The sequence below is a fragment of the Actinoalloteichus hoggarensis genome (assembly GCF_002234535.1).
Classification (GTDB): domain Bacteria; phylum Actinomycetota; class Actinomycetes; order Mycobacteriales; family Pseudonocardiaceae; genus Actinoalloteichus_A; species Actinoalloteichus_A hoggarensis.
In genome coordinates this window covers 5,578,891-5,602,017 of sequence record NZ_CP022521.1, presented here as the reverse complement: position 1 = coordinate 5,602,017, position 23,127 = coordinate 5,578,891, and the positions used below count along the sequence as shown (strand labels likewise).

Annotated in this window: 16 protein-coding genes and 3 CRISPR repeat arrays; of the genes, 7 read left to right on the top strand and 9 right to left on the bottom strand. The window is 71.4% G+C overall.

Annotated elements, in window-relative coordinates:
- Positions 1-5 precede the first annotated feature (5 nt).
- Complete coding sequence (locus AHOG_RS23845) at positions 6-2,234, bottom strand: RNA degradosome polyphosphate kinase (RefSeq protein ID WP_093943323.1); 2,229 nt, start codon at positions 2,232-2,234, stop codon at positions 6-8.
- A gap of 181 nt (positions 2,235-2,415) precedes the next feature.
- Positions 2,416-3,078, bottom strand: a complete 663-nt coding sequence (gene cofC / locus AHOG_RS23840) for a 2-phospho-L-lactate guanylyltransferase (protein ID WP_093943322.1) — start codon at positions 3,076-3,078, stop codon at positions 2,416-2,418.
- 134 nt (positions 3,079-3,212) lie between these two features.
- Here cofC and AHOG_RS23835 point away from each other — a divergent pair, with 134 nt between their 5' ends.
- The 4 genes from AHOG_RS23835 to AHOG_RS23820 all read left to right on the top strand — a co-directional run bounded on the left by AHOG_RS23835 (position 3,213) and on the right by AHOG_RS23820 (position 8,571).
- The gene (locus AHOG_RS23835; RefSeq protein ID WP_245856416.1) at positions 3,213-3,992 is read left to right on the top strand and encodes a lysophospholipid acyltransferase family protein; all 780 of its coding nucleotides are present in this window, start codon (positions 3,213-3,215) and stop codon (positions 3,990-3,992) included.
- Between the two features lie 150 nt (positions 3,993-4,142).
- A complete protein-coding gene (locus AHOG_RS23830; RefSeq protein ID WP_211290486.1) occupies positions 4,143-5,156 on the top strand; it encodes an NAD(P)H-dependent glycerol-3-phosphate dehydrogenase in 1,014 nt (337 codons plus the stop codon).
- Positions 5,153-6,313, top strand: a complete 1,161-nt coding sequence (locus AHOG_RS23825) for a cystathionine gamma-lyase (protein ID WP_093944757.1) — start codon at positions 5,153-5,155, stop codon at positions 6,311-6,313. The genes AHOG_RS23830 and AHOG_RS23825 overlap by 4 nt, the downstream gene beginning before the upstream one ends.
- A gap of 1,760 nt (positions 6,314-8,073) precedes the next feature.
- Complete coding sequence (locus tag AHOG_RS23820; protein ID WP_093943321.1) at positions 8,074-8,571, top strand: cysteine dioxygenase; 498 nt, start codon at positions 8,074-8,076, stop codon at positions 8,569-8,571.
- Positions 8,572-9,218: 647 nt separating this feature from the next.
- Positions 9,219-9,611: a CRISPR direct-repeat array (repeat unit 28 nt; unit sequence GAGCCATCCCCGCGTGTGCGGGGCCGAC).
- 262 nt (positions 9,612-9,873) lie between these two features.
- On the opposite strand, the gene AHOG_RS29635 is transcribed toward AHOG_RS23820, so the two are convergent.
- On the bottom strand, positions 9,874-10,560 hold the full coding sequence (locus tag AHOG_RS29635) for a pyridoxamine 5'-phosphate oxidase family protein (protein WP_211290485.1): 687 nt from the start codon (positions 10,558-10,560) through the stop codon (positions 9,874-9,876).
- Positions 10,561-10,629: 69 nt separating this feature from the next.
- Here AHOG_RS29635 and pdxR point away from each other — a divergent pair, with 69 nt between their 5' ends.
- The 3 genes from pdxR to AHOG_RS23800 all read left to right on the top strand — a co-directional run bounded on the left by pdxR (position 10,630) and on the right by AHOG_RS23800 (position 15,836).
- Positions 10,630-12,084, top strand: coding sequence for a MocR-like pyridoxine biosynthesis transcription factor PdxR (gene pdxR / locus AHOG_RS23810; protein WP_211290484.1), 1,455 nt, complete (start codon positions 10,630-10,632; stop codon positions 12,082-12,084).
- 148 nt (positions 12,085-12,232) lie between these two features.
- Positions 12,233-12,931: direct repeats of the CRISPR family, unit length 28 nt; unit sequence GAGCTATCCCCGCGCGTGCGGGGCCGAC.
- 543 nt (positions 12,932-13,474) lie between these two features.
- Positions 13,475-14,572, top strand: a complete 1,098-nt coding sequence (locus tag AHOG_RS23805) for a D-alanine--D-alanine ligase family protein (RefSeq protein ID WP_093943318.1) — start codon at positions 13,475-13,477, stop codon at positions 14,570-14,572.
- 73 nt (positions 14,573-14,645) lie between these two features.
- A CRISPR array of direct repeats spans positions 14,646-15,344; the repeat unit is 28 nt; unit sequence ATCGGCCCCGCGCACGCGGGGATGGCTC.
- Positions 15,345-15,515: 171 nt separating this feature from the next.
- Positions 15,516-15,836, top strand: a complete 321-nt coding sequence (locus AHOG_RS23800) for a hypothetical protein (RefSeq protein ID WP_157737019.1) — start codon at positions 15,516-15,518, stop codon at positions 15,834-15,836.
- 354 nt (positions 15,837-16,190) lie between these two features.
- Here AHOG_RS23800 and cas2e read toward each other — a convergent pair whose 3' ends face one another.
- The 6 genes from cas2e to casA form a co-directional block, all read right to left on the bottom strand.
- A complete protein-coding gene (gene cas2e, locus AHOG_RS23795; protein WP_093943316.1) occupies positions 16,191-16,511 on the bottom strand; it encodes a type I-E CRISPR-associated endoribonuclease Cas2e in 321 nt (106 codons plus the stop codon).
- Entirely contained in the window at positions 16,508-17,548 is a 1,041-nt protein-coding gene (cas1e, locus tag AHOG_RS23790) for a type I-E CRISPR-associated endonuclease Cas1e (protein WP_093943315.1), read from the bottom strand. The genes cas2e and cas1e overlap by 4 nt, the downstream gene beginning before the upstream one ends.
- A complete protein-coding gene (gene cas6e / locus AHOG_RS23785; protein WP_093944755.1) occupies positions 17,541-18,413 on the bottom strand; it encodes a type I-E CRISPR-associated protein Cas6/Cse3/CasE in 873 nt (290 codons plus the stop codon). The genes cas1e and cas6e overlap by 8 nt, the downstream gene beginning before the upstream one ends.
- A gap of 5 nt (positions 18,414-18,418) precedes the next feature.
- Complete coding sequence (gene cas5e / locus AHOG_RS23780) at positions 18,419-19,225, bottom strand: type I-E CRISPR-associated protein Cas5/CasD (protein ID WP_093943314.1); 807 nt, start codon at positions 19,223-19,225, stop codon at positions 18,419-18,421.
- Positions 19,222-20,352 (bottom strand): type I-E CRISPR-associated protein Cas7/Cse4/CasC, encoded by a 1,131-nt coding sequence (cas7e, locus tag AHOG_RS23775; RefSeq protein WP_093943313.1) that lies wholly within the window; start codon positions 20,350-20,352, stop codon positions 19,222-19,224. The genes cas5e and cas7e overlap by 4 nt, the downstream gene beginning before the upstream one ends.
- A 154-nt stretch (positions 20,353-20,506) precedes the next feature.
- Complete coding sequence (gene casA, locus AHOG_RS23765) at positions 20,507-22,912, bottom strand: type I-E CRISPR-associated protein Cse1/CasA (protein WP_211290483.1); 2,406 nt, start codon at positions 22,910-22,912, stop codon at positions 20,507-20,509.
- Positions 22,913-23,127 lie beyond the last annotated feature (215 nt).

The following is a 23,127-nucleotide window of genomic DNA, read 5'->3' as shown; positions in this document are numbered from 1 at the left end:
GCCGATCAGTCCTTGGCCCCGTGGGTGCGCAGCAGCTCCGTCTGGTGGTCGCGGACGTCATCGCCCAGCCGAGGCGACGGCGACCACACACCGTCCTGCCCCAGAACCCAGCAGCGGGTGGCCGGGTCCAGCGCCGAGTCGAACATCTCGTCCAGCTGAGCCACGAGTCGCGGATCGGTGACCCGTACCTGCACCTCGATCCGCCGATCCAGATTGCGGTGCATCATGTCCGCGCTGCCGATCCAGTGCTCCCCGGCGCCCATGAAGTGGAAGATGCGCGAATGCTCCAGGAAACGGCCGAGAATGGAGCGCACCCGGATGTTCTCCGAGACCCCGGGCATGCCCGGCTTGAGCGCGCAGATGCCCCTGACCACGACCTCCACCGGCACCCCCGCGCGCGACGCGCGATACAGGGCGTCGATGACCTGCTCGTCCACCAGGGAGTTCACCTTGAACCGGATGCCCGCCGGCTCGCCGCGCAGCGCCCGCTCGATCTCGCCCTCGATGCGCTGCACGATCCCTCGGCGGATGCCGTACGGGGCGACCAGGATGCTGCGGTAGCTGTTCTGCCGGGCGTACCCCGTCAGCACGTTGAAGAGATCGGTGAGGTCCGCCCCGATCAACGGCTCGGCGGTGAACAGGCCGATGTCCTCGTAGATCCTGGCCGTCTTGGGGTGATAGTTGCCGGTGCCGATGTGGCAGTACCGGCGGATCGTCGAACCCTCCTGCCGAACCACCAGCGCCGTCTTGCAGTGCGTCTTCAAGCCCACCAGCCCGTAGACCACGTGCACGCCCGCCCGCTCCAGCGCCCGTGCCCACTTGATGTTCGCCTGCTCGTCGAAGCGCGCCTTCACCTCGACCAGCGCGACGACCTGCTTGCCTGCCTCGGCCGCGTCGATCAGCGCGTCCACGATCGGTGAATCACCCGAGGTCCGATACAACGTCTGCTTGATGGCCAGCACCTTCGGGTCGGCCGCGGCCTGTTCCACGAAACGCTGCACACTCGTCGAGAACGAGTCGTAGGGATGATGCACGAGGATGTCACCGTCTCGCAGCGTGGCGAACACGCTCTTGGGCGTCTCGCCCTCGCCGAAGGCCGGATGCGTCGCGGGCACGAAGGGCATCGCCTTGAGCTGTGGCCGGTCCACCGCGTACAGCTGCCACAGACACGACAGATCCAACAACCCCGGCAGCTCCACGACGTCGCCAGGATCGACGTCCATCTCCCGCAGCAGCAGCTCGAGCATGTGCTCGCTCATGGAGTCGGCGACCTCAAGCCGCACGGGCGGGCCGAACCGCCGCCGGGCCAGCTCTCGCTCCATCGCCTGGAGCAGGTCCTCGTCGCGGTCCTCCTCGACCTCCAGGTCCGCGTTGCGCGTGACACGGAAGACGTGGTGCTCGATGACCTCCATTCCCGCGAAGAGGTTGTCCAGGTGCGCGGCGATCAGCTCCTCCAACGGAAGGAAGACGACCCGCTCCGAAGAACGGCCCTGCGCCACCGGCACCAGCCTGGGCACGTTGTCGGGCACCTTCACCCGCGCGAAGCGGGGCGTGCCGCCCTGCGGATCGCGCACGGTGACCGCGAGGTTCAGCGAGAGCCCCGAGATGTAGGGGAAGGGATGCGCCGGGTCGACCGCGAGCGGCGTGAGCACCGGGAACACCTGCTCCGTGAAGTACTCCGACAACCGGACGCGATCATCGTCGGACAGGTCCTTCCAGGTCAGCACGAAGATCGAGGCCTTCTCCAAAGCCGGCTGGACGTCGTCCAGGAAGGCCCTCGCATGCTGCTCGGCCAGCTCCTGCGTGCGCAGGGCGATCCTGGCGAGCTGTTCTCTGGGTGACAGTCCGTCGGCACTGCGCACCGACAGCCCCGTCTCGTCCCGCCGCTTCAACCCGGCCACCCGGACCATGTAGAACTCGTCGAGATTCGAGGCGAAGATCGAGAGGAACTTGGCGCGCTCCAGCAACGGCTGCGACGAGTCCTCGGCGAGCGCGAGCACCCTGGCATTGAAGTCCAGCCAGGACAGCTCGCGATTGAGATAGCGCTCCTCGGGCAGATCGTCGAACTCGGGAGTCGCCGCGGTGGCGGCAGGCGGTGGCTGCGGATAGCCGCGAAGCCCGTCGGGAAGCGTGACGCTCGCCGAGGCGGCGGCCGCCGCCGACGGCCTGCCACGCCGGGCAGGCCTCGGATTGCGCTGACGAGACTGTCGTTCGCCGCTCGATGGGGTGCTCACAACACCCCATTGTCGCCCAGAACCGGTTCGTTCGGTGTGTCCTCATGCCCCAACAAGAGGTGAAGAACGGCCCAGCGCACCCCGTCCGAACGATGTCCGGCACGCGGCGGGACTCCGCCGCCGTCAGGTCGACGACGTCCGTGCGCAGACCCGGCTCGGTCGAACGAGTGGTGACAGGTCGTCAGCAGGCGCGACGATCACGATGGCAGCGTTCGGCCAGCAACGCCCTGGTGCGCTCGCCGAGGCCCAGTCGCGCCGCCTCCCGCAGGTCGTCCTCGGTGTCGACGTCGCAGCGCAGCGTCGGACGGCTGCCGACCAACGACATCGCGCCCGAGGCGGCGTGGCGCGCCGCGGAGCCCACCCCGAACTCCGGAAGCAAGGGGGCGCCCGGTGCCGCCAGCAGCATCGTCGTGCCGGTGCCCTGCCGGTCGGCGCAGAAGGCCCGCCCCGCGCCCGCCTCGATCAGTGCGTCGGCCAGATCCTCGGAACGCAGCGCAGGCAGATCGGCCTGCAACGCTCCGACCCGTGCGGAGGGGTCGGCGGCGAGCAGATGATCACTGCCGTGTCGCAGCGCGGCGTTCAACCCGCCCTCCGGCGGCTCGGCCAGCACGGTGTGCCCCTCGGCGAGCACCGCCGCGGACACCACCAGGTCCGAGGTCACGGCGATGACCCGGCGCACCCCCTCGGCGCCTCGCGCCGCCGCCATGGTGTCCACGAGCAACGCCACCACCAACTGTGCGTGCCTGGCGCGGTCTCCGACACCCCGGTCGGCCGCCCCGAGAAGTCGGGACTTCGCCGAATGAAGCATCTTGACCGGGACCAGCAGGTCTACTCCGGTACCCACGCCCCCATCCTGCTTGATCCCGGCAGGCGGCGGCCGGCCGGACCCGCCCGCGGACCCCGATGTGGGCCCGGACGAGGGCTCGGTAAGACTCTAGGCCGTTCCCGACCCCCGCCACACCAGCCAGGAGGACTGCGGTGACCAGCCCAGACGCAGAACGGACCGGCGCGGTGCGACGCCGGGAGAAGGGCGGCTTCTGGGTCTCCTTCGCGGCGTCGGTGTTCCACCCCTTCAGCCGGATGGCAGGCCGCCGTAGCCTGGAGGGCCGCGAGCGGATTCCCGCGACGGGCGGGGCGCTGCTGGTCTTCAACCACATCTCCGAGATCGACCCGGTCTACGACGCCGCGCTGGTGCACAGCAGCAGGCGCGTGCCGCGCTTCATGGCCAAGCACAGCCTCTGGAAGGTGCCCGTCGTCGGCACGCTGATGCGCAGCACCGGGCAGATCCCCGTCTATCGGGGCAGCGGGGAGGCACAGCGCAGCCTCGACGCCGCCCTCGCCGCCCTGCACGAGGGCAAGATCGTCGTCATCTACCCGGAGGGGACGGTCACCAGAGACCCGCAGCTGTGGCCGATGCACTCCAGGACCGGGGTCGCCCGGCTGGCACTGGAGGGCGGCGTCCCCGTCATCCCCGCCGTGAACTGGGGGACCCAGCACATCTTCGACTACACGAAGCGCCGGTTCCGGCCCATCGGACGCAAGCCGGTGCGGGTGCGAGTGGGCGAGCCGCTGGACCTGGCCGCCTTCGAGGGCCGCACCCGCGACACCGCGCTCCTCCGTGAGGTGACCGAGACGGTGATGGGCTCGGTTCGCGACCTGCTCGCCGAGGTCAGACAGGAGAAGGCACCCGCGACGTTCTTCCTGCATCGCGGCCGGGTCCGGCCGGAGAACGGCGACCTCGACCGGCCGGAGTCCTGAGGTCGTCAGTCCAGAGCTTGACAGTCCTGAAGCTCGTCAGCCCGTGGGGTCGTCGGGAACCTCCTGATCGAGACCCGCCCAGCCACGTCGGGCCGACCGACGGGTCCCAAGAGTGCGGCGCCGAGGTGCTGAGTTGAGGAGTGGTGTTCGGTGGAGTCGATCCGACGGGTGGCAGTGCTGGGCTCCGGTTCCTGGGGCACGGCGTTCGCCAAGGTCATCGCGGACGCGGGCCGCGACGTGGTGCTGTGGTCACGCAGGCAGACGGTCGCCGAGGAGATCACCCGACTGCACCGCAACTCCGACTACCTTCCCGACGTCACGCTGCCGACGAACCTGACCGCCACCAGCGACGCGGCCGAGGCGTTGGCCGGTGCCGACGCGGTCGTGCTGGCGGTGCCCAGCCAGACGTTGCGGACCAACCTGGCGTCCTGGCGTCCGTTGCTGCCCGCAGGCGCGACGCTGGTCAGCACGGCGAAGGGGGTCGAGCTGGGCAGCCTCAAACGAATGAGCGAGGTCATCGCCGAGGTGGCGGAGGTCCCCGCCGACCAGGTCGCGGTCGTGTCGGGACCCAACCTGGCCAAGGAGGTCGGCGCCGAACAACCCACCGCCACCGTCATCGCCTGCACCGATGTGCAGCGCGCGGAGGCCCTGCAACATGCCTGCTCCACGCGGTACTTCCGGCCTTACACCAACGTGGACGTGATCGGGTGTGAACTGGGCGGCGCCTGCAAGAACGTCATCGGACTGGCATGCGGCATGGCCGACGGACTCGGCTTCGGAGACAACACCACGGCGACCCTGATCACCAGGGGGCTGGCCGAGACGGCGCGACTCGGCGCCGCGCTGGGCGCCGACCCGCTGACCTTCGCCGGCCTGGCCGGGCTCGGCGACCTCGTCGCCACCTGTTCCTCACCGCTGTCCCGCAACCGCACCTTCGGAGCCCGGATCGGTCGCGGCGACAGCATCGCGCAGGCGCAGGCGGCGGCGAACGGCCAGGTGGCCGAGGGCGTGAAATCGTGTGCGTCGATCCGGGAACTGGGCGCCCGACACGGCGTGGAGATGCCGATCACCGACAGCGTCTATCGCGTCTGCCACGAGGCGTTGTCGCCGCGAGTGATGGCGGCCGAGCTGCTCGGCCGGGCGAGGAAGGCGGAGTGGTCATGAGTCTGGACGCCGACTGGGGCGACGGCACGCGCTGTGTGCACGCAGGCGGGACCCCGCCGTCGAAGGGCGCCCCACTGACACCGGGGCCGGTGCTCGCCGCACCGTTCCACCTGACCGACGGCGGGCCCGCCACGGACCACGGATCGGACCTCGACGCGGGCCGTACGGAGGAGACCGACTTCTACGGGCGGGCGGACAATCCGACCTGGCGCCGGCTGGAGTCGGCGATCGGCGAACTGGACGGCGGCGAGTGTGTGCTGTTCCCCTCTGGGATGGCCGCGATCTCCGCGCTGCTGCGTGATGCGGCCGGGCGGGGCGCGCTGGTGCTGCCGTCGGACGGCTACTACGCGACGCGGGCCTTCGCGGCATCGGAGCTGATCCCGCGCGGCGTCCCGGTGCGAGAGGTGCCTACCGCCGGGCCGTGGGACGACGACGTGTTCGACGGCGCCGCGCTGGTCCTGCTGGAGACCCCGTCGAATCCGGGACTGGATGTCTGCGACATCGCCGAGCTGAGCGCCCGTGCGCACGCGGCGGGCGCCGTGGTGGCGGTGGACAACACCACCGCCAGCCCGCTCGGCCAGCGGCCGCTCGCCCTCGGCGCGGACGTCGTCGTGGCCAGCGACGCCAAGGCGCTCAGTGGACACAGCGATCTGCTGCTCGGCCACGTGTCGACCGGGGACGCGGCGCTGGCAGGCAGGATTCGCCAGGCCCGCACCCTGGGCGGCGCGATCCCCGGACCGTTCGAGTCGTGGCTGGCGTATCGGAGTCTGAGCACGCTGGATCTGCGGCTGGCGAGACAGGCTGACAACGCCGCCGCGCTGGCCGCCGCGCTGCGCGACCATCCGGCGGTGCGGCGCCTGCGCTGGCCGGGGATGGCGGACGACCCCGCCCACGCCACGGCCCGGCGGCAGATGCGCCGCTTCGGCGGCGTGCTCTCCTTCGAGTTGGCCGATGAGGCGACCTTCGCCCGATTCGTGGCGGCGAGCAGGCTCGTCGTCGAGGCGACCAGCTTCGGCGGCGTCCACTCGACCGCGGACCGTCGCGCGCGCTGGGGAGATCCGGTCGCACCGGGGTTCGTACGCTTCTCCTCCGGCTGTGAGGACGCCGTCGACCTGGTGGCCGACGTGCTGGCCGCGCTGGACGCCTGCACGCGGTGACCGACGCGTCGCTCGGCCGCAGGCACGGGCGATCGCGTGGCCGACCGGTCGCGGCCGGGCCGATCGCCCCGGCCGTGGCGCTCCGTCGGGGGCGACGGCCGTAGCAGGCCGTGCCTGCCCGCCGTCGGATCTCGCAATGCGATGCAGGCGGCCGGGCAGACCGAGTGGGGCCGGGTCTGCGGTGCGGCGGACTGCCGTGGCTCGTGTGCTTGTCGGAGCACCGTGCCTGCGGCGGGTGAGTGCGCCGGACGCGCCCGCCGTGCCGACCGCGCGAAGCCGGTGACGGCGAGCGGCGGCCGGCGTGACCTGGGTGCGTCACGCAGGGCGGGTCGGGTGCCGTGCCGGCTCTCGGTCGCGAAGACGGCGCTCGCGGGGTGTGCCCGAGGCGACAATCGGACGGCCGAGACGGCCGAGCGGGCTGCCCTCCCGCGCCGTCGACGACGGGCTCCGAGCGGGCGACCTCGGCGAGCCCGACGGGGATGGGTGAGCGTCCTCGGCCGGTTTCGTCGGGTTCTCGCGGCTGATGCCGCCAACGTTCGGTCCACGAACCGTTCGCGCAGCCGAGCCAGGGCACGCTCGGCGAAGCGCTGGGCCGAGACAGCCGAGACTGTCGAGACAGGCGGCTCGCGGCGGCTCGAGCAGCGCGATCGAAGACCCGGAGTGTCCGCAGAACCAGGCCGAGGATCGCCGCGAGAACGGTGTGGGCGGTGCGGGCAGTGGCGGTGCGGGCGGTGGGCGAGATCGAAGTCAGTTCAGGCATGACTCCATGATCGAACTGATGTTCGACTTCGGCAAGATCTCGATCGAGTGGATCTCGGTGCCTCGGGCACTTCGGTGTCTCGGAGCTGGACGAGGCCTGCCAGCGGCCGCCGGGGTTCAGTCGATCAAGGGACGCGGCTCGCACGCCCCGGCTCGAGCCGCCTCCGCGTGAGCGCGCAGCAGCTGTGGAGCCGGCCGGACGACAGACCGCGACCGGTTCCGCGCCGCGCTTCGACGCCACCGGTTCGGAACCGCCACGCTCGACGAGCACCCCACCACACCGCCAAGGCCGTCTTGCCCACACCGATCCCGCCGTCCAGCAGACTCACTGGCGGCACACCCGCCGCGCCCCAGCCCTCACCTGGTCGGGCACCCCGTCCAACGCGGCCAACGCCTCCGCCCTACCGGTGAACGCCTGACTTCGGCGGAGTGGAATCGCCGGGTTGAACGCCGCCGGGTTGGAAGCTGCCGGGTTGGAAGCTGCCGGATCGGACATTGCCGGGTTCGACATAGACCGCCCCGCCCTTGTCACGATCAACGGTCTCAGCGCGATGGGCACCGTCGTCTCGGACCGTCTCGGGTCGTCGCGGACTGGTCGCCTCCGCCGACCGTCGCCCGTGCGGCGTAGTGCCGGACGGCGGCTGCTGAGCGGCTCCGGGGCCACGGATACGGCGGTGCTGATCGGGGTCAGACGGGCGGGTGAGATGGCCGGAGTAACGGCTCGGGTGGCGACGCCCCGTAGTGGAAGACCACCTGGTCGGGTGACATCTGGTCTCAGCGTGCGGTCGCCGGTTGACGGGTCGCGGGCCCCGGCCATACGGTCGGGACATGTCCGCGCAGTCTGATCACACCGCGAGAGGTTCCATCCTCCGTCCGGTCGTGAGCGCGCACTGTTGTCAGTGGTGAGCGTCCCCTTCTGACCTGCCGTGCTCGGCGTTCGGCCTCCAGATCGCCGTGCCGTCCCGCACGGCCCGCGCCCCCACATCACTTGAGGATCGATCATGTTCGCCGTGCCTCCGAACACCGTCGCCGCGCCTCCCACTCAGGACGCTCTGACGCATCCCGTGCGCGTCGCGATGGCGACCGCAACCGATCGGGAGCAGTGGGCGCCGCTCCTGCGTTACGACCCGGACCAGCGGTGGTCCGGCCTGCTGTCCCGCACCGAGCATCACGAGGTGTGGCTGTTGAGCTGGCTGCCCGGCCAGCGCACCCGACTGCATGATCACGGTGGCGCCGTCGGGGCGTTCACCGTGGTCAACGGAGTGTTGACCGAGCGCGTGGCCCGACAGGACGGCCGAGGCGGCCGCATCGAGGTCGTCCAGCCGCTGGCGGCGGGCGCCTCCCGCGTCTTCGGACCGGACTACGTGCACGAGGTCGTCAACGAGGGCCCGGACCCGGCGGTCAGCGTGCACGTCTACCGTCGGGAACGGCGCGAGATGAACGAGTACGAGTTCGACGCCGTCGAGGGCCTGCGTCCCACGGGGCGCCGCCGCTGGTAACCGGCGACTTCGCGTGCGGAGGCCCTTCTCCCGGACGGATGCGGGCCGGACGCACTGAGCACGCCCCCGGTGCCGGAGGCCACTGCGGACGGGTCGGTCCGAACCCGCCCGGGGCCCGACGCGGGCGCGGTCGAGATGCCCCAGGCGGAAACGGTGAGCGACGCCGTGATCGCTCCGGCTGCGGTGTTGATCGCGGGACCGCCTCGACGGTGCTTGCCCCCTGCCAGAGCGCCTCCCGTGCGCCAAGGCCTGCGCTCAGTCGACGCCGTCGACCACGCTGCCTTGTCGAGCCGCCATGCGTGCGCGGGCCGATGCACAGTGGGGATCTGCCTGGCGTCCAGTGTGCGAGCTATCCCGTGTGCGCGGGCCGACCATGGCCGGCAGTAGTTCGATTCATCGGGGTAGGAGTCAGGTCCGCCTGCGCCGGGCCGGCCGGGATTCGCGGGAACAGCCAGGGTGCCTTGGAAACCATCCCTGCGTGTGCGAGCCGTGGTCCACGGTGGCGTCCCGACCTGCCGAGTGCGCCACGAGCCCACCCCGCGCGGGGGCCGATTCGATTCCACGACTTTCGAACAGCGTCGCCTGAGAATCGTCCGCATACGCGCGGGGCTGCCACGGCGAGCACCCGGTCCAACGCGGCGGCGGTCGAGCCATCCCCGCGTGCGCGGGGCCGACGCCCCACGCTCGACGGTCTCGGTGTCACGCAGCGAGCCATCCCCGCGTGCGCGGGGCCGACACCCGCCCGTGCTCGACGAGGACGAGGTGATGGGAGCCATCCCCGCGTGTGCGGGGCCGACTCCGCCCGGTCGGTGATCTCGGACAGCAGCGCCGAGCCATCCCCGCGTGTGCGGGGCCGACCTCGGCGAGATCGGTCGGACCGTCGACCAGGCGGAGCCATCCCCGCGTGTGCGGGGCCGACCCGACCGTCAACGCCACGTTCGAAACCGAACGGAGCCATCCCCGCGTGTGCGGGGCCGACATGGCCCAGTGGACTCGGCGGCGTGACAACCGGGAGCCATCCCCGCGTGTGCGGGGCCGACACTTGTTGACCAGCGGATTCATCGCGGCCGGCAAGCCTGTACTACCACGTGATCCACGTTACATGTCGGCGCCTCGTCCGTGATCGGGTGCCTTGTGCGGTCCGTGCTCGGCTCGTCGGCCGGGCGGGTATGTGCCGCGACTTCCATGGACGGCCGTGCGCGTGACGGCCTCCCCGCACGGCTCGGCGGAGCCGGTTCGGTGACGTCGGACGGGATCGATCGTTCCTCTGGGCATACTCGACGTCCGACGCTCATGGGCGGATCAGCGCCCGCTGACGCGCTCAGGGATCGGTCGCCCGGCGGGAAGCAGCGGGCACGGCTCCGGGCTGCCCCAGGTCTGCTTCAGCGGCAGCACCCCGGCCCAGTGTTCGTCGGCCGCCACGTCGTCCTCATCGTCGCCGGGCGGGCCGGTGCGTACCTTCACCGATGCCTCGCCGAGGTCCATCGCGAGCACCAGCGTCGCGGCCATCTCCCGTTCGGTGGGCAGTCGGGCGCCGCCGTCCCACGATCCGGGGGCCAGCTGTTCGGTCACCACGCGCAGGGCGTGGCGCCGCCCCGCGTCGTCGAGCACGGGCACGGCCGTGCCCTGGATCACCGCGGACCGGTAGTTCGCCGAATGGTGGAAGACCGATCGTGCGTAGACGATGCCGTCGAGATGCGTCACCGTCACGCAGGCCGGGGCGCCGCCCGCCAGCGTGCGGAGACTGGCCGCGCCGGTCGAGCCGTGCAGGTAGAGGGTGTCGCCGTCGCGGCCGTAACAGGTAGGCAGCACGAGCGGGCCGGAGTCGGTGGTCAGACCGAGGTGGCAGATCAGGCCCGCGTCGAGGATGTCGTGCAGCTCTGCTCGCGCCGTCCTGGCACGCACCCTGCCTCGTCGTATGGTGCTGCGGTCGGTAGGGGACAACGGTCCGCCGGGCTGTTCCTGTGCCGGTTGTGCCACATCGGTCATGTACTCAGCGTGCCGCCCGCAGTGGCATTGGATAAGTGCCAATCATCGGTGATTTCGAAAGGCCACTTGATGAACGCCTCCCGACCCCGTGGCGGGCCGATCAGCGAGATCCCCATCGAGTTGGACCGTTCGGCGTCCATCCCGCTGGCCGTGCAGCTCGCGGACGCACTGCGCGCCTCGGCCGCCTCCGGTGTGCTGCGGGCGGGCGACCGGCTGCCGTCGACACGCGGTCTGGCCGGCTATCTCCGGGTCAGCAGGACGGTGACGGCGGCGGCGTACGAACAGCTGCATGCCGAGGGCTGGATCGTGGGCAGGCACGGCTCCGGGACCTTCGTCACCACCAGCCCGCCCGGCGCGGTGCGGAACGTCGAGCCGGCGCCGCGACCCGTGACCGGCGACCGGCGGCTGCTGGATCTCACTCCCGGTGCCCCCTGGGTGCACGGGCTGGATCGGGCAGCCTGGCGGCGGGCCTGGCGGGTCGCGGCCGACGCGCCGCCGCTGATTCGACCGCAGCGGGCCGGGCTGCCGGAGTACCGGACCGCGATCGTCGAACACCTCTTGCGGCACCGGGGGCTCGCCGTCGTCGACCGCCGCGACGACCTCGGCCCGTCGCCCGCCGATGCGGTGCTGGCGACGGCGGGCACCACCGCCGCCGTGGCGGAACTGGCGTCCTCGGTGCTGCGGCCGGGCGACCGGGTCGCGGTGGAGGACCCCGGCTATCAGCGGGCGGTCGGCGCGCTTCGCGCGGGCGGGGTCGAGGTCCTTCCCGCGCCGGTGGACGCCGACGGGCTCCTCGTCGACGAGATTCCCGAGGACATCCAGGCCGTCTACTGCTCACCCGCTCACCAGTACCCCCTGGGCGGCAGGCTGCCCGCTGAACGGCGGGTGGCGCTGGTGCGAAGGGCGCGCGAGCAGAACTTCCTGATCATCGAGGACGACTACGACGGCGAGCTGCGGTTCGACGTGGCACCGCTGCCGCTGCTGGTGGCCCTCGGCCCCGACGTCGTGGTGCACCTCGGCACCACGAGCAAGATCCTCACCCCCACTCTCGGCGCAGGCTGGATGGTCGCTCCCGGCCGGGTACTCGGCGCCGTGCAGGAGTACCGCGACCTCGCGGGAGCGGGTCCACCCGCCGCAGGCCAGCGGGTCTTCGTCGAGCTGGCTCGCCACGGAGACCTCGGGAGACACCTGCGCCGCATGCGCCGCGAGCTCGCGGCGCGGCGACTCCGGCTGGTGCAGGCGCTCGGTGAGAAGGGCATCGAGGTTCTCGGAGACGAGGCGGGCGCGCACGTGGTGATCCCACTGGCCTCCGCGGCGGCGGAGCAGCGGGTGGCGGCGAAGGCGGCGGCCGCAGGTGTGCTCATCGACGGCCTGGCTCGCCACTATCAGCGCACGCCGAGGCTCTTCGGCGTGCCGCTGGGCTACGCGGCCTGCACGCCTGCCGAGTTCGACGCGGCACTGCCGGAGATCGTCCAGTTGTTCGCGGACGAGGCGGGCAGGTCTGCCGACTTGGACGCCGAGTGAGCGGATCGGGGCGCCGGAGAAGCCTGATGGCACGTCACCGACTCGCTGGGGCGACTGTATCCGGTCGTGACAGGACGCTCGGCCGTCACGAGCGACGCCCGCCGGTGCCGGCCGACGGCTTCCCACCTCGCCACCCCATGCGTAGTCGGAGCTATCCCCGCGCGTGCGGGGCCGACGCGGCGACGGGCTCGGGACATGCGGATCACAAGGAGCTATCCCCGCGCGTGCGGGGCCGACCCCAGGTACTGGCCGAAGTCCGTATCCCTGGCCGAGCTATCCCCGCGCGTGCGGGGCCGACGTCACGGCCGCACCCATGTCAGCGAGAAGCCGGGAGCTATCCCCGCGCGTGCGGGGCCGACACCGACCACCGGCGATCGCGCCCGGCTGGTTGGGAGCTATCCCCGCGCGTGCGGGGCCGACAGCTGGTGCTGATGCCCGCCTGCCCATGGCTCAGAGCTATCCCCGCGCGTGCGGGGCCGACGTCGACCTTGCCGCCGAGGAGGGACAGCATGTCGAGCTATCCCCGCGCGTGCGGGGACGACCCGTGCTACTCGGCACACTGGCGCCATCCATGCGAGCTATCCCCGCGCGTGCGGGGACGACCTCCATCTGCAGGGGCATGACTCACTCCCTCAGGAGCTATCCCCGCGCGTGCGGGGACGACATAGTGTCCGCGATGGACGACGCGTAGGGGTAGGAGCTATCCCCGCGCGTGCGGGGACGACCTGACCAGCACGACCACGACTGACCAGGAGGAAGAGCTATCCCCGCGCGTGCGGGGCCGACCGGGATCAACAGCCGCACGTCGTCGGCGGTGAAGAGCTATCCCCGCGCGTGCGGGGCCGACACTTGTTGACCAGCGGGTTTATTCGTGGCCGAGGGCCGATTTCTACCACGTGATCCACGTCACCATCTCCTGGAGCTGTGGGCGTCGGTTCGGAACCTGTCGTGCTGAGCGTATCGAACGGTGTAGTCGATGATGTTCGTGCTGGGAACGCCCGTGCCGGGCCGGTTGAGCCACGAACGGTCGTCCGATCGTCCGGCCGGGGCGGTCCGCTGCGTGGGCGTCCAGCCGGTGCGCGAGCCCCGGCGCGCGGTGACGCGGCGCCGGTCGGTGGGTGCGTCTTCGGGGACGGCCCACCGGAACGGGTGACCGCTTTTCGTTCAGGTGGGCCGCCGCACACGCTGTGTTCGAGAGCCTCGTCGATCGGGGGGACGCGCCCACCCGTGCTTCTCGCTGTCGGACACGACGGATCGGCGGGTGACGGCGACCGGAATGTCCGCCAGCGTGCCGAATTCGTCACATCGAGTGTGTTGGGGCGGCGGAAACCTGGGGACGCCTGCCGCTGCGCCGATCGAGGGAGGATTCGTGCCGGTAGGGTCACGCAGCATGACGGAGCGGAGAACACGCGTCGCGGTTGTCTTCGGCGGGCGGAGCTCGGAACACGCCATCTCGTGTTCGTCGGCCGCCAGCGTGCTGGCTCACCTCGACCCGCAGCGCTACGAGGTCGTTCCGGTGGGCATCAGCCAGGAAGGCCGTTGGGTCGTCGGCACCTCCGACGTCAGCGAGCTGGAGATCCGTGACCGTGTTCTGCCCACGGTGGACGCTACGGCGGCGGCGCTGGTGCTGCCCGCCGACCCGACCAGTCGGCACCTGATCTCCTTGGAGCCAGGGCAGGCGGGCGAGGCGCTGAGCGGCGTCGACGTCGTCTTCCCCGTGCTGCACGGCGCCTACGGCGAGGACGGCACGATCCAGGGCCTGCTGGAGATGGCGGGCCTGCCCTACGTGGGGCCGGGCGTGCTGGCCAGCGCCACCGCGATGGACAAGGAGTTCGCCAAGAAGCTCCTCGGCGCCGCCGGTCTGGGCGTCGGGCGGTACGAGGTCCTGCGGCGAGGCCAGGAGACGCTGAGCGCGGTGCAGCGGGAGACGCTGGGCCTGCCCGTGTTCGTCAAGCCCGCGCGCGCGGGCTCCTCGATCGGCATCAGCAAGGTGACCGACTGGGCGGAGCTGCCCGCCGCCATCGGCCTCGCCCGTCAGACCGACCCGAAGGTCGTCATCGAGAGCGCGGTGGTCGGTCGCGAGATCGAGTGCGGCGTACTGGAGTTCCCGGACGGCCGCGTCGAGGCCTCGCTGCCCTCGGAGATCCGGGTCGTCGACGGCGCGGTCGACTGGTACGACTTCGACGCCAAGTACCTCGACGAGTTCTGCGAGATCGACATCCCGGCGAAGCTCGACGACGACGTCACCGAGCGGCTGCGTGCCCAGGCGATCACCGCCTTCGAGGCACTCGACTGCCAGGGACTGGCGAGGGTGGACTTCTTCGTCACCGAGGCGGGTGAGTTGATCGTCAACGAGGTCAACACCATGCCCGGCTTCACCCCGATCTCGATGTACCCGAAGATGTGGGCGGTGACCGGCACGGACTACCCGTCCCTGCTCGACACGCTCGTCCAGACGGCGCTGGCCAGGGGTACCGGGCTGAGATGAAGCGCTCTGTAGTGACCTGGATCACGTGGTCATTCTGAGCCTTGGGGCGAGATGAACCCGCAGGTCAACAAGTATCGGCCCCGCGCACGCGGGGATGGCTCGGCGGCGTGGACGGCGTTCGCAACGGCGCACGGATCGGCCCCGCGCACGCGGGGATGGCTCCGCCGCCGTCGCCACCCTGCCCCCGCGCCGCCCATCGGCCCCGCGCACGCGGGGATGGCTCCCCGATCCAGGTCCGCCCGCAGCTGCTGGAGGGATCGGCCCCGCGCACGCGGGGATGGCTCCACGCCGAGGTTCCGGTCCCACGCCGTGATCGCATCGGCCCCGCGCACGCGGGGATGGCTCGGCGGCGACGTCTCCGGGCGCGGTGCGTTCACGATCGGCCCCGCGCACGCGGGGATGGCTCCTGCGCGCGGCCATCGACGACGCCGAGGCCGCCATCGGCCCCGCGCACGCGGGGATGGCTCCGGACTGGCCCGCGGCGCCACGACACCCCGCCGATCGGCCCCGCGCACGCGGGGATGGCTCGACGTCCTCTTCGACATCCCAGATGACGCGGCCATCGGCCCCGTGCACGCGGGGATGGCTCCGTCCCCCGGTCCCTCACGAACGCGGCGACGTCATCGGCCCCGCGCACGCGGGGATGGCTCCGCGGTCGTCGAGCGCGTCCACCGCTGTACCGAATCGGCCCCGCGCACGTGGGGATGGCTCCGCGCGGCCAGCAGCGGCGAGAGCTGTACTGCGATCGGCCCCGCGCACGCGAGGGTGGTGCCAGCGCGAAATAGCGCGGTAGAACTAGAGTGCCGATCGGTCGCGTGCCTGTTCGTAGGTCCGACGCGTGGGAGAATGCGGGATTAATTCATAAACTTGGAAGGATCTCCCACAGGGATATGGCGCTCGGCTGATGTCGTTCGGATTGTCTTTTATCTTCAAGTGAGTTGATGTGCGTTCTGCCTCCGTGCTGCATTGGTCTGTCGCCGCATCGCTCGATCGGGTGGTGCTGTGCGCGATCATGCCAAAACCGAACGAATTCGTCGGTATCGTCGATCTTATGAACCCGTTTGCGACTGTGCCGCAGCGCGCGGCGCTACTGCTGGACTCCATCGGCGACATCTGCTCTTCCTGCGCGAGTGCGGCCGAGGTCATCCGCTCCTCGGGTAGCGCTTCGGTGATGCGGACGTGCGCGCAGGCCTGCCGTCGTCTCGCGGAGTTGATAAGGCGGGGGAGACCTGGCGATGTGGTCACCCCCGCTACAGTGAACTGACCGTCCTGGAAATCTGTTCCTCTACCTCCTCGCACCGGCGGGGATGACTCCTCGTTCGGTTTGACCTTGAACTGGAGTGGATATTCGGCCCCGCGCCCGCGGGGAAGGGGCGGTCACCCATTCTCGTGGGTGACCGCCCCTCCGTCAGCACATCGGGAATGCCTGACGCCGATCCGCTTCGGACTGCTCGTCGTCTCTCCCGAGATCGGGCGGCCGCCACCGGCATCGCCGGGCCGGTACGACCGCGCGGACCACACCGGCCCGACGCGCGGCGGACCGAATGCCCGCGTCTGTCGCCCGGCCTCGAAGAGCCCCCTTGACGAAGACCAGCCTGCCCCGAAGCGTCGTCGTGCCTCAGAATCCCGCAGGCGGCTCCTCCGGTCGCCCTCTCGGGCCTGCTCGCCTGCGGGCCGAGAGGATCAGACCGTCGAAGTCCACCGGGTGCCAGCGGTCGCGGCCCGCCGTGCGTACCGCCCAGCCCTGTTCGTTGTCAGCGGGCTCGACGAGCACGGCCTGGCCGTCGCCGATGCGATCGGCCAGGGTGGACCAGAGCCGGTCGCGGACCCGTCTGCTCGGGTTGCCGACGAATACGCCCGCGTCGACCTCCACCATCCAGCGGGTCAGGTGCCCCCGAAGCCCGTCCGGCGCGGCGACGAGCACGACGACCGTGGTCATCGGGGAGGCTCCTCGGCGGCGCCCTCCAGTTCAGGGCCGATCACCGCGAGGTGGTCCTCGCCCATGCTCGGGTCGATGAGGGCCCGTACCTCCTCGTCGAAGGGCGCGCTGTACCAGTTGACCCCGCCCGAGACGCTGCCCGTCTCCTCGTCCCAGAGGCGGTTCAGTCCCTCGTCGTAGTCCTCCGGCGCGTCGACGTGCGACGGGGTGAGCAGGGCCTTGACGTCCTGGATGATCCGGTTGAGCAGTCTTTCGCGGGCGATGAGGTCGCGCAGGCCGGTGCGGGCGTCGCGTTCCTCGGTGAGGCCCTGTGCCGCGAGGTCGAAGGCCAGGGGGATGGTGTACTCGGCCTTGTAGAGGTCGGCGACGTCCAGGACGAAGCTCGTCGCGGACCCGGTGTGGACGAAGCCCAGTCCGGGGCTGGCGCCGAGGCCGACGACCACGGCGTGACAGATGCCGTAGAGGGCGGCGTTGGCCGCCGAGAGCAGACGGTTCAGATCGTCGCCCGCGGCGAAGGCGTCGCCGGGCTGGTAGACCCGCCCGTGCCACGGCACACCGGTGCGCCGTGAGTTCGCCTGGTACTGCTTGCGGACTCGGGCTCCCTCCCGGCCGCGCAGCTGACGCATCGTGGCGGTGGACACGTCCTCGCCGGGGAACCGCATCCCGTACATGGTCCGCGCCACGGCCAGCCGTTCCTTGGGGCGGCTGACCAGCCATGCCTGCCGGTTCAGCAGGCCGGCGCCCCGGCTCGGGCCGAGCCCGGCGGCATAGAAGCGGACGCCCTGATCACCCACCCAGCAGACGGCCGTTCCCGAGTCGGCCAGCAGGGTGATCGCGCCGTGAGTGACGCGGGTCCCCGGTCCCAGCAGCAGGACCGCGACCAGTGCGGCGGGGACGCGGACGGTCTCACGTCTGTTGACCACCACCACGGCGTTCTCGTCGCGGTCGACGTGGCTGCGTTCCACGTAGAGGCTGGAGACCCGGTCCTCCAGTCGGTGCAGATCGCGCGGGTCGGCCTTCCACCAGATGTCAGCCACGCGTCGTCACCGGCCTGCGGATCGTCCCGGCCGGGAGCGGCGCCAGGGTCAGCAGGCCGCAGCCGTAGGCCTTGCCTGGACCGACGCCGTGCAGCAGCCGATCGGCCAGCAGTTCGGCGTCGGTCACCCGCAGCAGGCCCTGGAAGGTCGCCGTGCGCAGCACCACCTGCGTCCGCCGCCGGGCGCCCTTGCCGAACTGGTGCCGCTCGCGCGCGATGATCCGCACCTCGCGAGCCGCCCCCGCCGGGCCGCCCGCACCGTTCTGGCCCGCCGCGTCCGGCTGTGTGCCTGCCGCGCCCAGATCCATCGAGCGCGCCTCGGAGCCGGGGCTCGTCGGGATCGTGAAGCCCCATCGCTCGGTCCGGCTCAACAGCCAGTCGAGCTGCGCGGCGGCGGTGCGGTGGCCGATGCGGAAGGACCGTGCCCGGTCCGGCTCCCGGCCCTCGGCCCGCGCCGCCCTGGCCCGTTCCGCGGCGCGCTCGACGGCCTCGGCCTGACACGTCGTCATCTTCTCGGGCCTCGACGTGTTCTGCACCGGGTTGGCCGTGAGACGGAAGCCGAACTCCTGACCGTCCGCCAGCCTGGCCAGCAGCGGCGCGTAGTCACGGATCAGGACGTGCTCGCCGTCGGCGTCCGGCCAGCCTGCCTGCTCCACCAGGTGGCTCCAGTCGGGGCGGGTCCTGCTCAGCACCAGGACATGTGGTCGTCGGGCGTCGTCGGCGTCGAGCCGCCACAGCAGCCGCTGGGTGTCCGGTCGGGAGGGGATGGCGGCCATCACCGCGCCGTGCAGGGCACGCGGGTTCGCCAGCAGCGTTCGGCTCGCGGCGCGCAGCGGATTGATCCTGATGCGGGACAGATACGGCATCGTCGTCACCAGCCCAACAGCGAGAAGGGGTCGTGGGATTCGGGGGGAGACTCGGCGTCGGTCGGTCGGTCCTTCGACGCCTCGTCGACGGGCACGTTCACCCAGTCGTGTCGGACCCGCCGCGTGGTGAAGGCGCGGGTGAGGGGGTCGAAGGTCGTCGGGACGTCGTGGGCGAGGTCGTCGCCCGCGTCGTCCTCCACCACCACCCGCAGATCGACGGTCGCGTGCCGATGGCGACGACGTCGCGCCGAGGGCGACGGGGCCTGCCACGGCGTCGTGCGCAGCGTCTCCTCGAGCGAGCCGGGGGAGTGGGACAGCAGCAGCGGCTGCGTCGGCACACACGAGCGCCTGCCCAGCGCCGGCGGGAAGGCGGGGGCCCGCACGGCCGCGGCCAGCTCGTCGATGAACGCGGTCCGCCCGGCCACGGCGGCCAGGAACACCGCGTCCTGGAGATAGAACCGGGTGGTGACGTGGGTGTGCTTGGCGGGCGAGGTCGTCTTCTGCACGCCCTTGGCATTCACCCCGGCCTGCGGCAGCGCCACACCCCGGTAGTCGCTCACGGTGTGATAGTCGCGGAGGAGGCTGCCCTCCTGATCGATCCGCACGCCCAGACGCAGGGCGTTGAGGTCGGCCGGGGACTCATCCCTCGTACGGCCCAGCGCCGCTGCCAGCAGCCCCACGATGCCCGACTTGGTGGGCTCCGGGCGGGTGTCCCGTCGGTTGAAGGCGCTCGGCCCGCCCCAGGACTGGAGAGGGCCGGCGAGCCGGAGAAGCAGGACGGACTCCTCCGGCGTCGAGGATTCCGCGGTCACCCCTGCTCCCGGTCCGAGGCGATCCGGCTGGTCAGGCCCGACAGCAGCTCCGCGAACGGCACGGCGGCGCCGAACGCCGACGTGACCGACTCGGCGGTCCGGTCGGTGAAGCCGTGGCTCACGGCGACGTGGGAGGCCTTCGCGCCCCAGACGTCCTTCGCCTGGGTGAACTCCTTCGCCAGCCGCACGGCCGAGGCCTCGGCGATGCCGCCCGAGGACGAGACCGGACGCTCGAAGGCGGAGGCGAGGTTGACCGGCTGGTCGTCGCGCAGTGCCACGGCCACCAGATGCGGCAGGGTGCCGTGGGCGAAGGAGTTACGGTGTCCGGTGGGCATCGACAGGGCGAACGACCGGACGAACAGCGCGGTGGCGTCGCGGGCGGCCTCGGCGTCGGCGAGGTTGTCCTCGAGCTGGTGCAGCCCGACGGTGGCATAGCGGTAGAGCGTCGCGGCGTTGAAGCCGATGGAGCCGATCATCCCGGCGCCGGTCTCCTCCCGCTCGTTCTCGTCGTCGACGGCCGTGTAGTAGTCGAACTCCTGCTGGACGGCGTGGGTGGAGATGGCGTGCGCCACCTGCGTGGCGCCGTCGACGTTGAGACCCGGGATGTCGGCGACCATGCGGCCGAACAGCGCCACGTCCACGGGGTGTCCGGTGCGCAGGGTCTCGGCGACGGGCAGGGTCTTCGCGGCGTCGGCGAGCGCGGAGTCCGCCAGCTCGGACAGTTCGCCTGCCTGCTCGGCCACCAGATCGGCCAGCCCGCGGAGCTGGGGACGGCCGTAGAAGAGCAGGTAGGCCGTGTTGTCCTCCTTCTTGCCCGGCTTGATGCCCAGCGCGGCGACCACGGCGCGGGCGACGCGCAGCCGGGCGTCGGCCGCCAGCGACGTCCGCTCCCCGAGCAGTTCGCTCAGTCCCTCGGTGATCTGCTTGGTGCGGACGCCCAGATCCGCGGCGGGCACCGTCTCGGCGAAGGCGAGCCGGGTGGCCCGCTTCCATGCCTGCGAGGAGACCCGCGAGCGGCGCACCCCGCCGAACTGGGCCTCCTTGGGGTTGCCCTGGTCGTCGCGGTTGAGGTTCGCGGGCGGGACGGTCTGGAGGATGTGGACGTCGAGGTAACGGCGCGGGGCCATCGGGTTCTCCTGAATCGGGGGCTGGTCGTGGGCGGTGAAGTCGAGGAGGTCGGCGCGAGCGTGGTCGTCGGCAGGACGACATCGCGGTGGGCGACGTGCGGGCGGGCGCGATGCTGGACTGGGACCGCGTCGCCTCGGGTGCCGTCGGTGTGGATCAGGTAGCGGTGAAGGACTTCTTCTCGGGTTCGTCCTGCCCGCCTCGGCCGTCACCGGACCTGCCCCAGTCGAAGTAGGCGGCCCCCCAGCGGCGGCGCACGTGGTCGCGCCGAGCGGGCGAGTGCCACTCGTAGAGGTCGGTGCCCAGCAGGCTGTAGTCGAGCGGGACGGCTTGGCCTCGGAGGAGGTCGAACAGTCCGCGCAGCCGGTAGGCCAGGCTCTCGACGCTCGTGGCGCTCGCCGCCGCCGCGACACGACGATCCAGGGCGTCTTCCCCGACGTGACCCGACTCGCGGAGTCGGCGTAGCGCGCGGCCGAGGCGGACGCCCGGCTTGTGCATGGGATCGGAGTGTCCCTGCTGGTGAAGACCGTAGAGGGTCAGCGCCACGTGCTCCGCGTTCTGCTCGTCGGAGACCTCGCCGTGCAGCGCGCGGACCTCGTCCACCGGGCGGGTGTAGAACCGCCAGAGCGAAGGCACGGAGCCTGCGGGTCGCCCCAGGCCGGAGCGCATCGCGGCGAGGTCTTCGCCGGGTGCGGTGCCCAGATGCCTGCGCCACCTCCCGTCGGCGCCGATGCGTCGAGCCCAGTAGGGGAGCGGGGGCCTCTTGCGCTCGGTCATCGTGGTGTCTCCCTGATCGATTCGGCCGGGCTGGACGCCTGCGCGGGACTGATCGCCCGGGGGGCTCTCCTCCTCGGGATGGAACTGGGGCCACAGGGAGGTCATGAACTGCTCGGACGGGACCGTGACCAGGGGCAGGATCCGGCCGAGCCTGCGGCGGAAGGCCGCCTCGGCGGTGGCGATCCGGTAGGTCGACTCGCCCTCCTCGCGGCCGAGGAAGGCCGCGCCGGGCATCCCGGCGAAGAGCCGGTCGGCCACGGCCCAGACGGCTCGCAGGGCCTTCTGCTCCCAGGCCTTGCGGCCGCGGCGGACCAGCTCCTCGTCCTCGCCCGCCGCCCGGAGGCCGGCGAGCAGTCTGCGCACCAGGTCGTCGAGCGCGTGCAGCACGACGTCGCCCGGTCGTTGGCTTCGGTCCCAGGGGATCGGCTCGCCGCCTAGTGCGCGCCGCAGGTCGGCGCTGAGGTTGTTCAGGGCCCGCGCCAGGTCCTCGGCCTGTTCGACGACGATCAGCACCGCCGCGTGGGCCGCCGAGTCCTCGCGCAGCGCGGCCAGCGGGAGCGGGATCGCGTCGGAGAGGGCGTCCTCCACGATGGCCGACTGGTTGCCGTAGACGACGCCGGTGGTCTCGACGTCGACGGGATAGTCCGCGGGCAGCGCCTCGTCCTCCCGGCGGGCGGCCAGGTCGTCGAGCAGCAGGCTCGTCGCGTAGCCGGGGGCCTTGTCGCCCGTCGCCGCCCGTTCCTCGCGGGCCAGCGTCAGCAGGGCGTCGAGGCCCCGCCACACCGCCTTGCCCGCCTGATGTCGCCTCGGTCGGCGCGGCGGGACGGGCCGGGACGAGCCCGTCGCCGTCTTCGTCTTCTTTCCCGGGACCTCCAGCGTCCACGCGGTGTGCGGCTCGAAGTCCGGGGTGGTGGCGAGGCGGTCGCCCGCCGCGACGATCACGCGGGTGACGCGCACGCCGTCCTCGGTGTCCTCGGGGATCAGACGGATACGACGGGACTGCCAGGTCCACAGCTCCAACAGGCCGGCGGCGGTGCGCTCCTGCCAGGCGGGCAGCGCCGTCGACCGGGTCTGCTCCACCGGCCCTTCCGGCGCGCGGCGATCCCACTGCGGCCGGTCGCTCGGCACGAGCGCGCCGGTACCGGGCAGGTTGAGCAGCAGCGTGTCGAAGAGGGTGCGGCCTCGCGGCATCACCACGCCGAGCTGGCCGAGCGGACCGGTCGGATTGCCGGTGGTCTTGCCTGCCTTGGCCTTCGGGTCGCCCACGGCGCCGGTCTTGATGGCGGCCGTGTCCCAGCAGTGGGCGTGCAGCAGCCACCGCGCCGCCTGCGCCGGGGTGAGCGGCAGCGGGTCGCCGTCGGACCGGGGCGAGAACAAGGGCACGTTGTTGCCGGTGGCCGCCGTGCAGACCAGCAGCGCGGCGCCCTTCGTCTCGCCGCTGAGGGCGGTCAGGCCTGCGACCTGGGCGAAGGGCGACCGTTCGTCGAACAGTCCGAAGAGGTGGCGACGCTGGTCGAGGTAGTCACTGATCGTGGCCTGCTGGTCGTCGGTGAACATTCCACGTTCGAACCATGTCGCCCACTCGTCGGTGTCGGCGGGGCGGCCCAGGGCGTGCAGGACCACCGGCAGCAGCACCTGCCGCAGGATCGCGGGCTTCTGAGTGGGGAAGTCGACGAGGAGATCGGTGAACTCGTGCGAACGCACCAGGAGATCTCGTAGGGAATGATCCGCAGGCTTCGCGCCGTCCCGGCTCGCGGCGAGCCAGGGATCGTCGGCAAGGTTCACGGGCGAACCTTTCTGAAAGCGTCCATGTTTAGACGAAAATTACTCGGAACAGAGTATACGAGCCGATATGGACTGTCACGCGGGGTAGCCGTCTACCCTGGACCTCCGCTCCCCGGAAGAATGAGACGGGGATGATCCGCGTCCGTGTTTCGGAATGGCGCGGCACGAGCGCCTCGGCCCCGCCACCTGCGGGGGACCCCCGTCGGGGTGTGGAT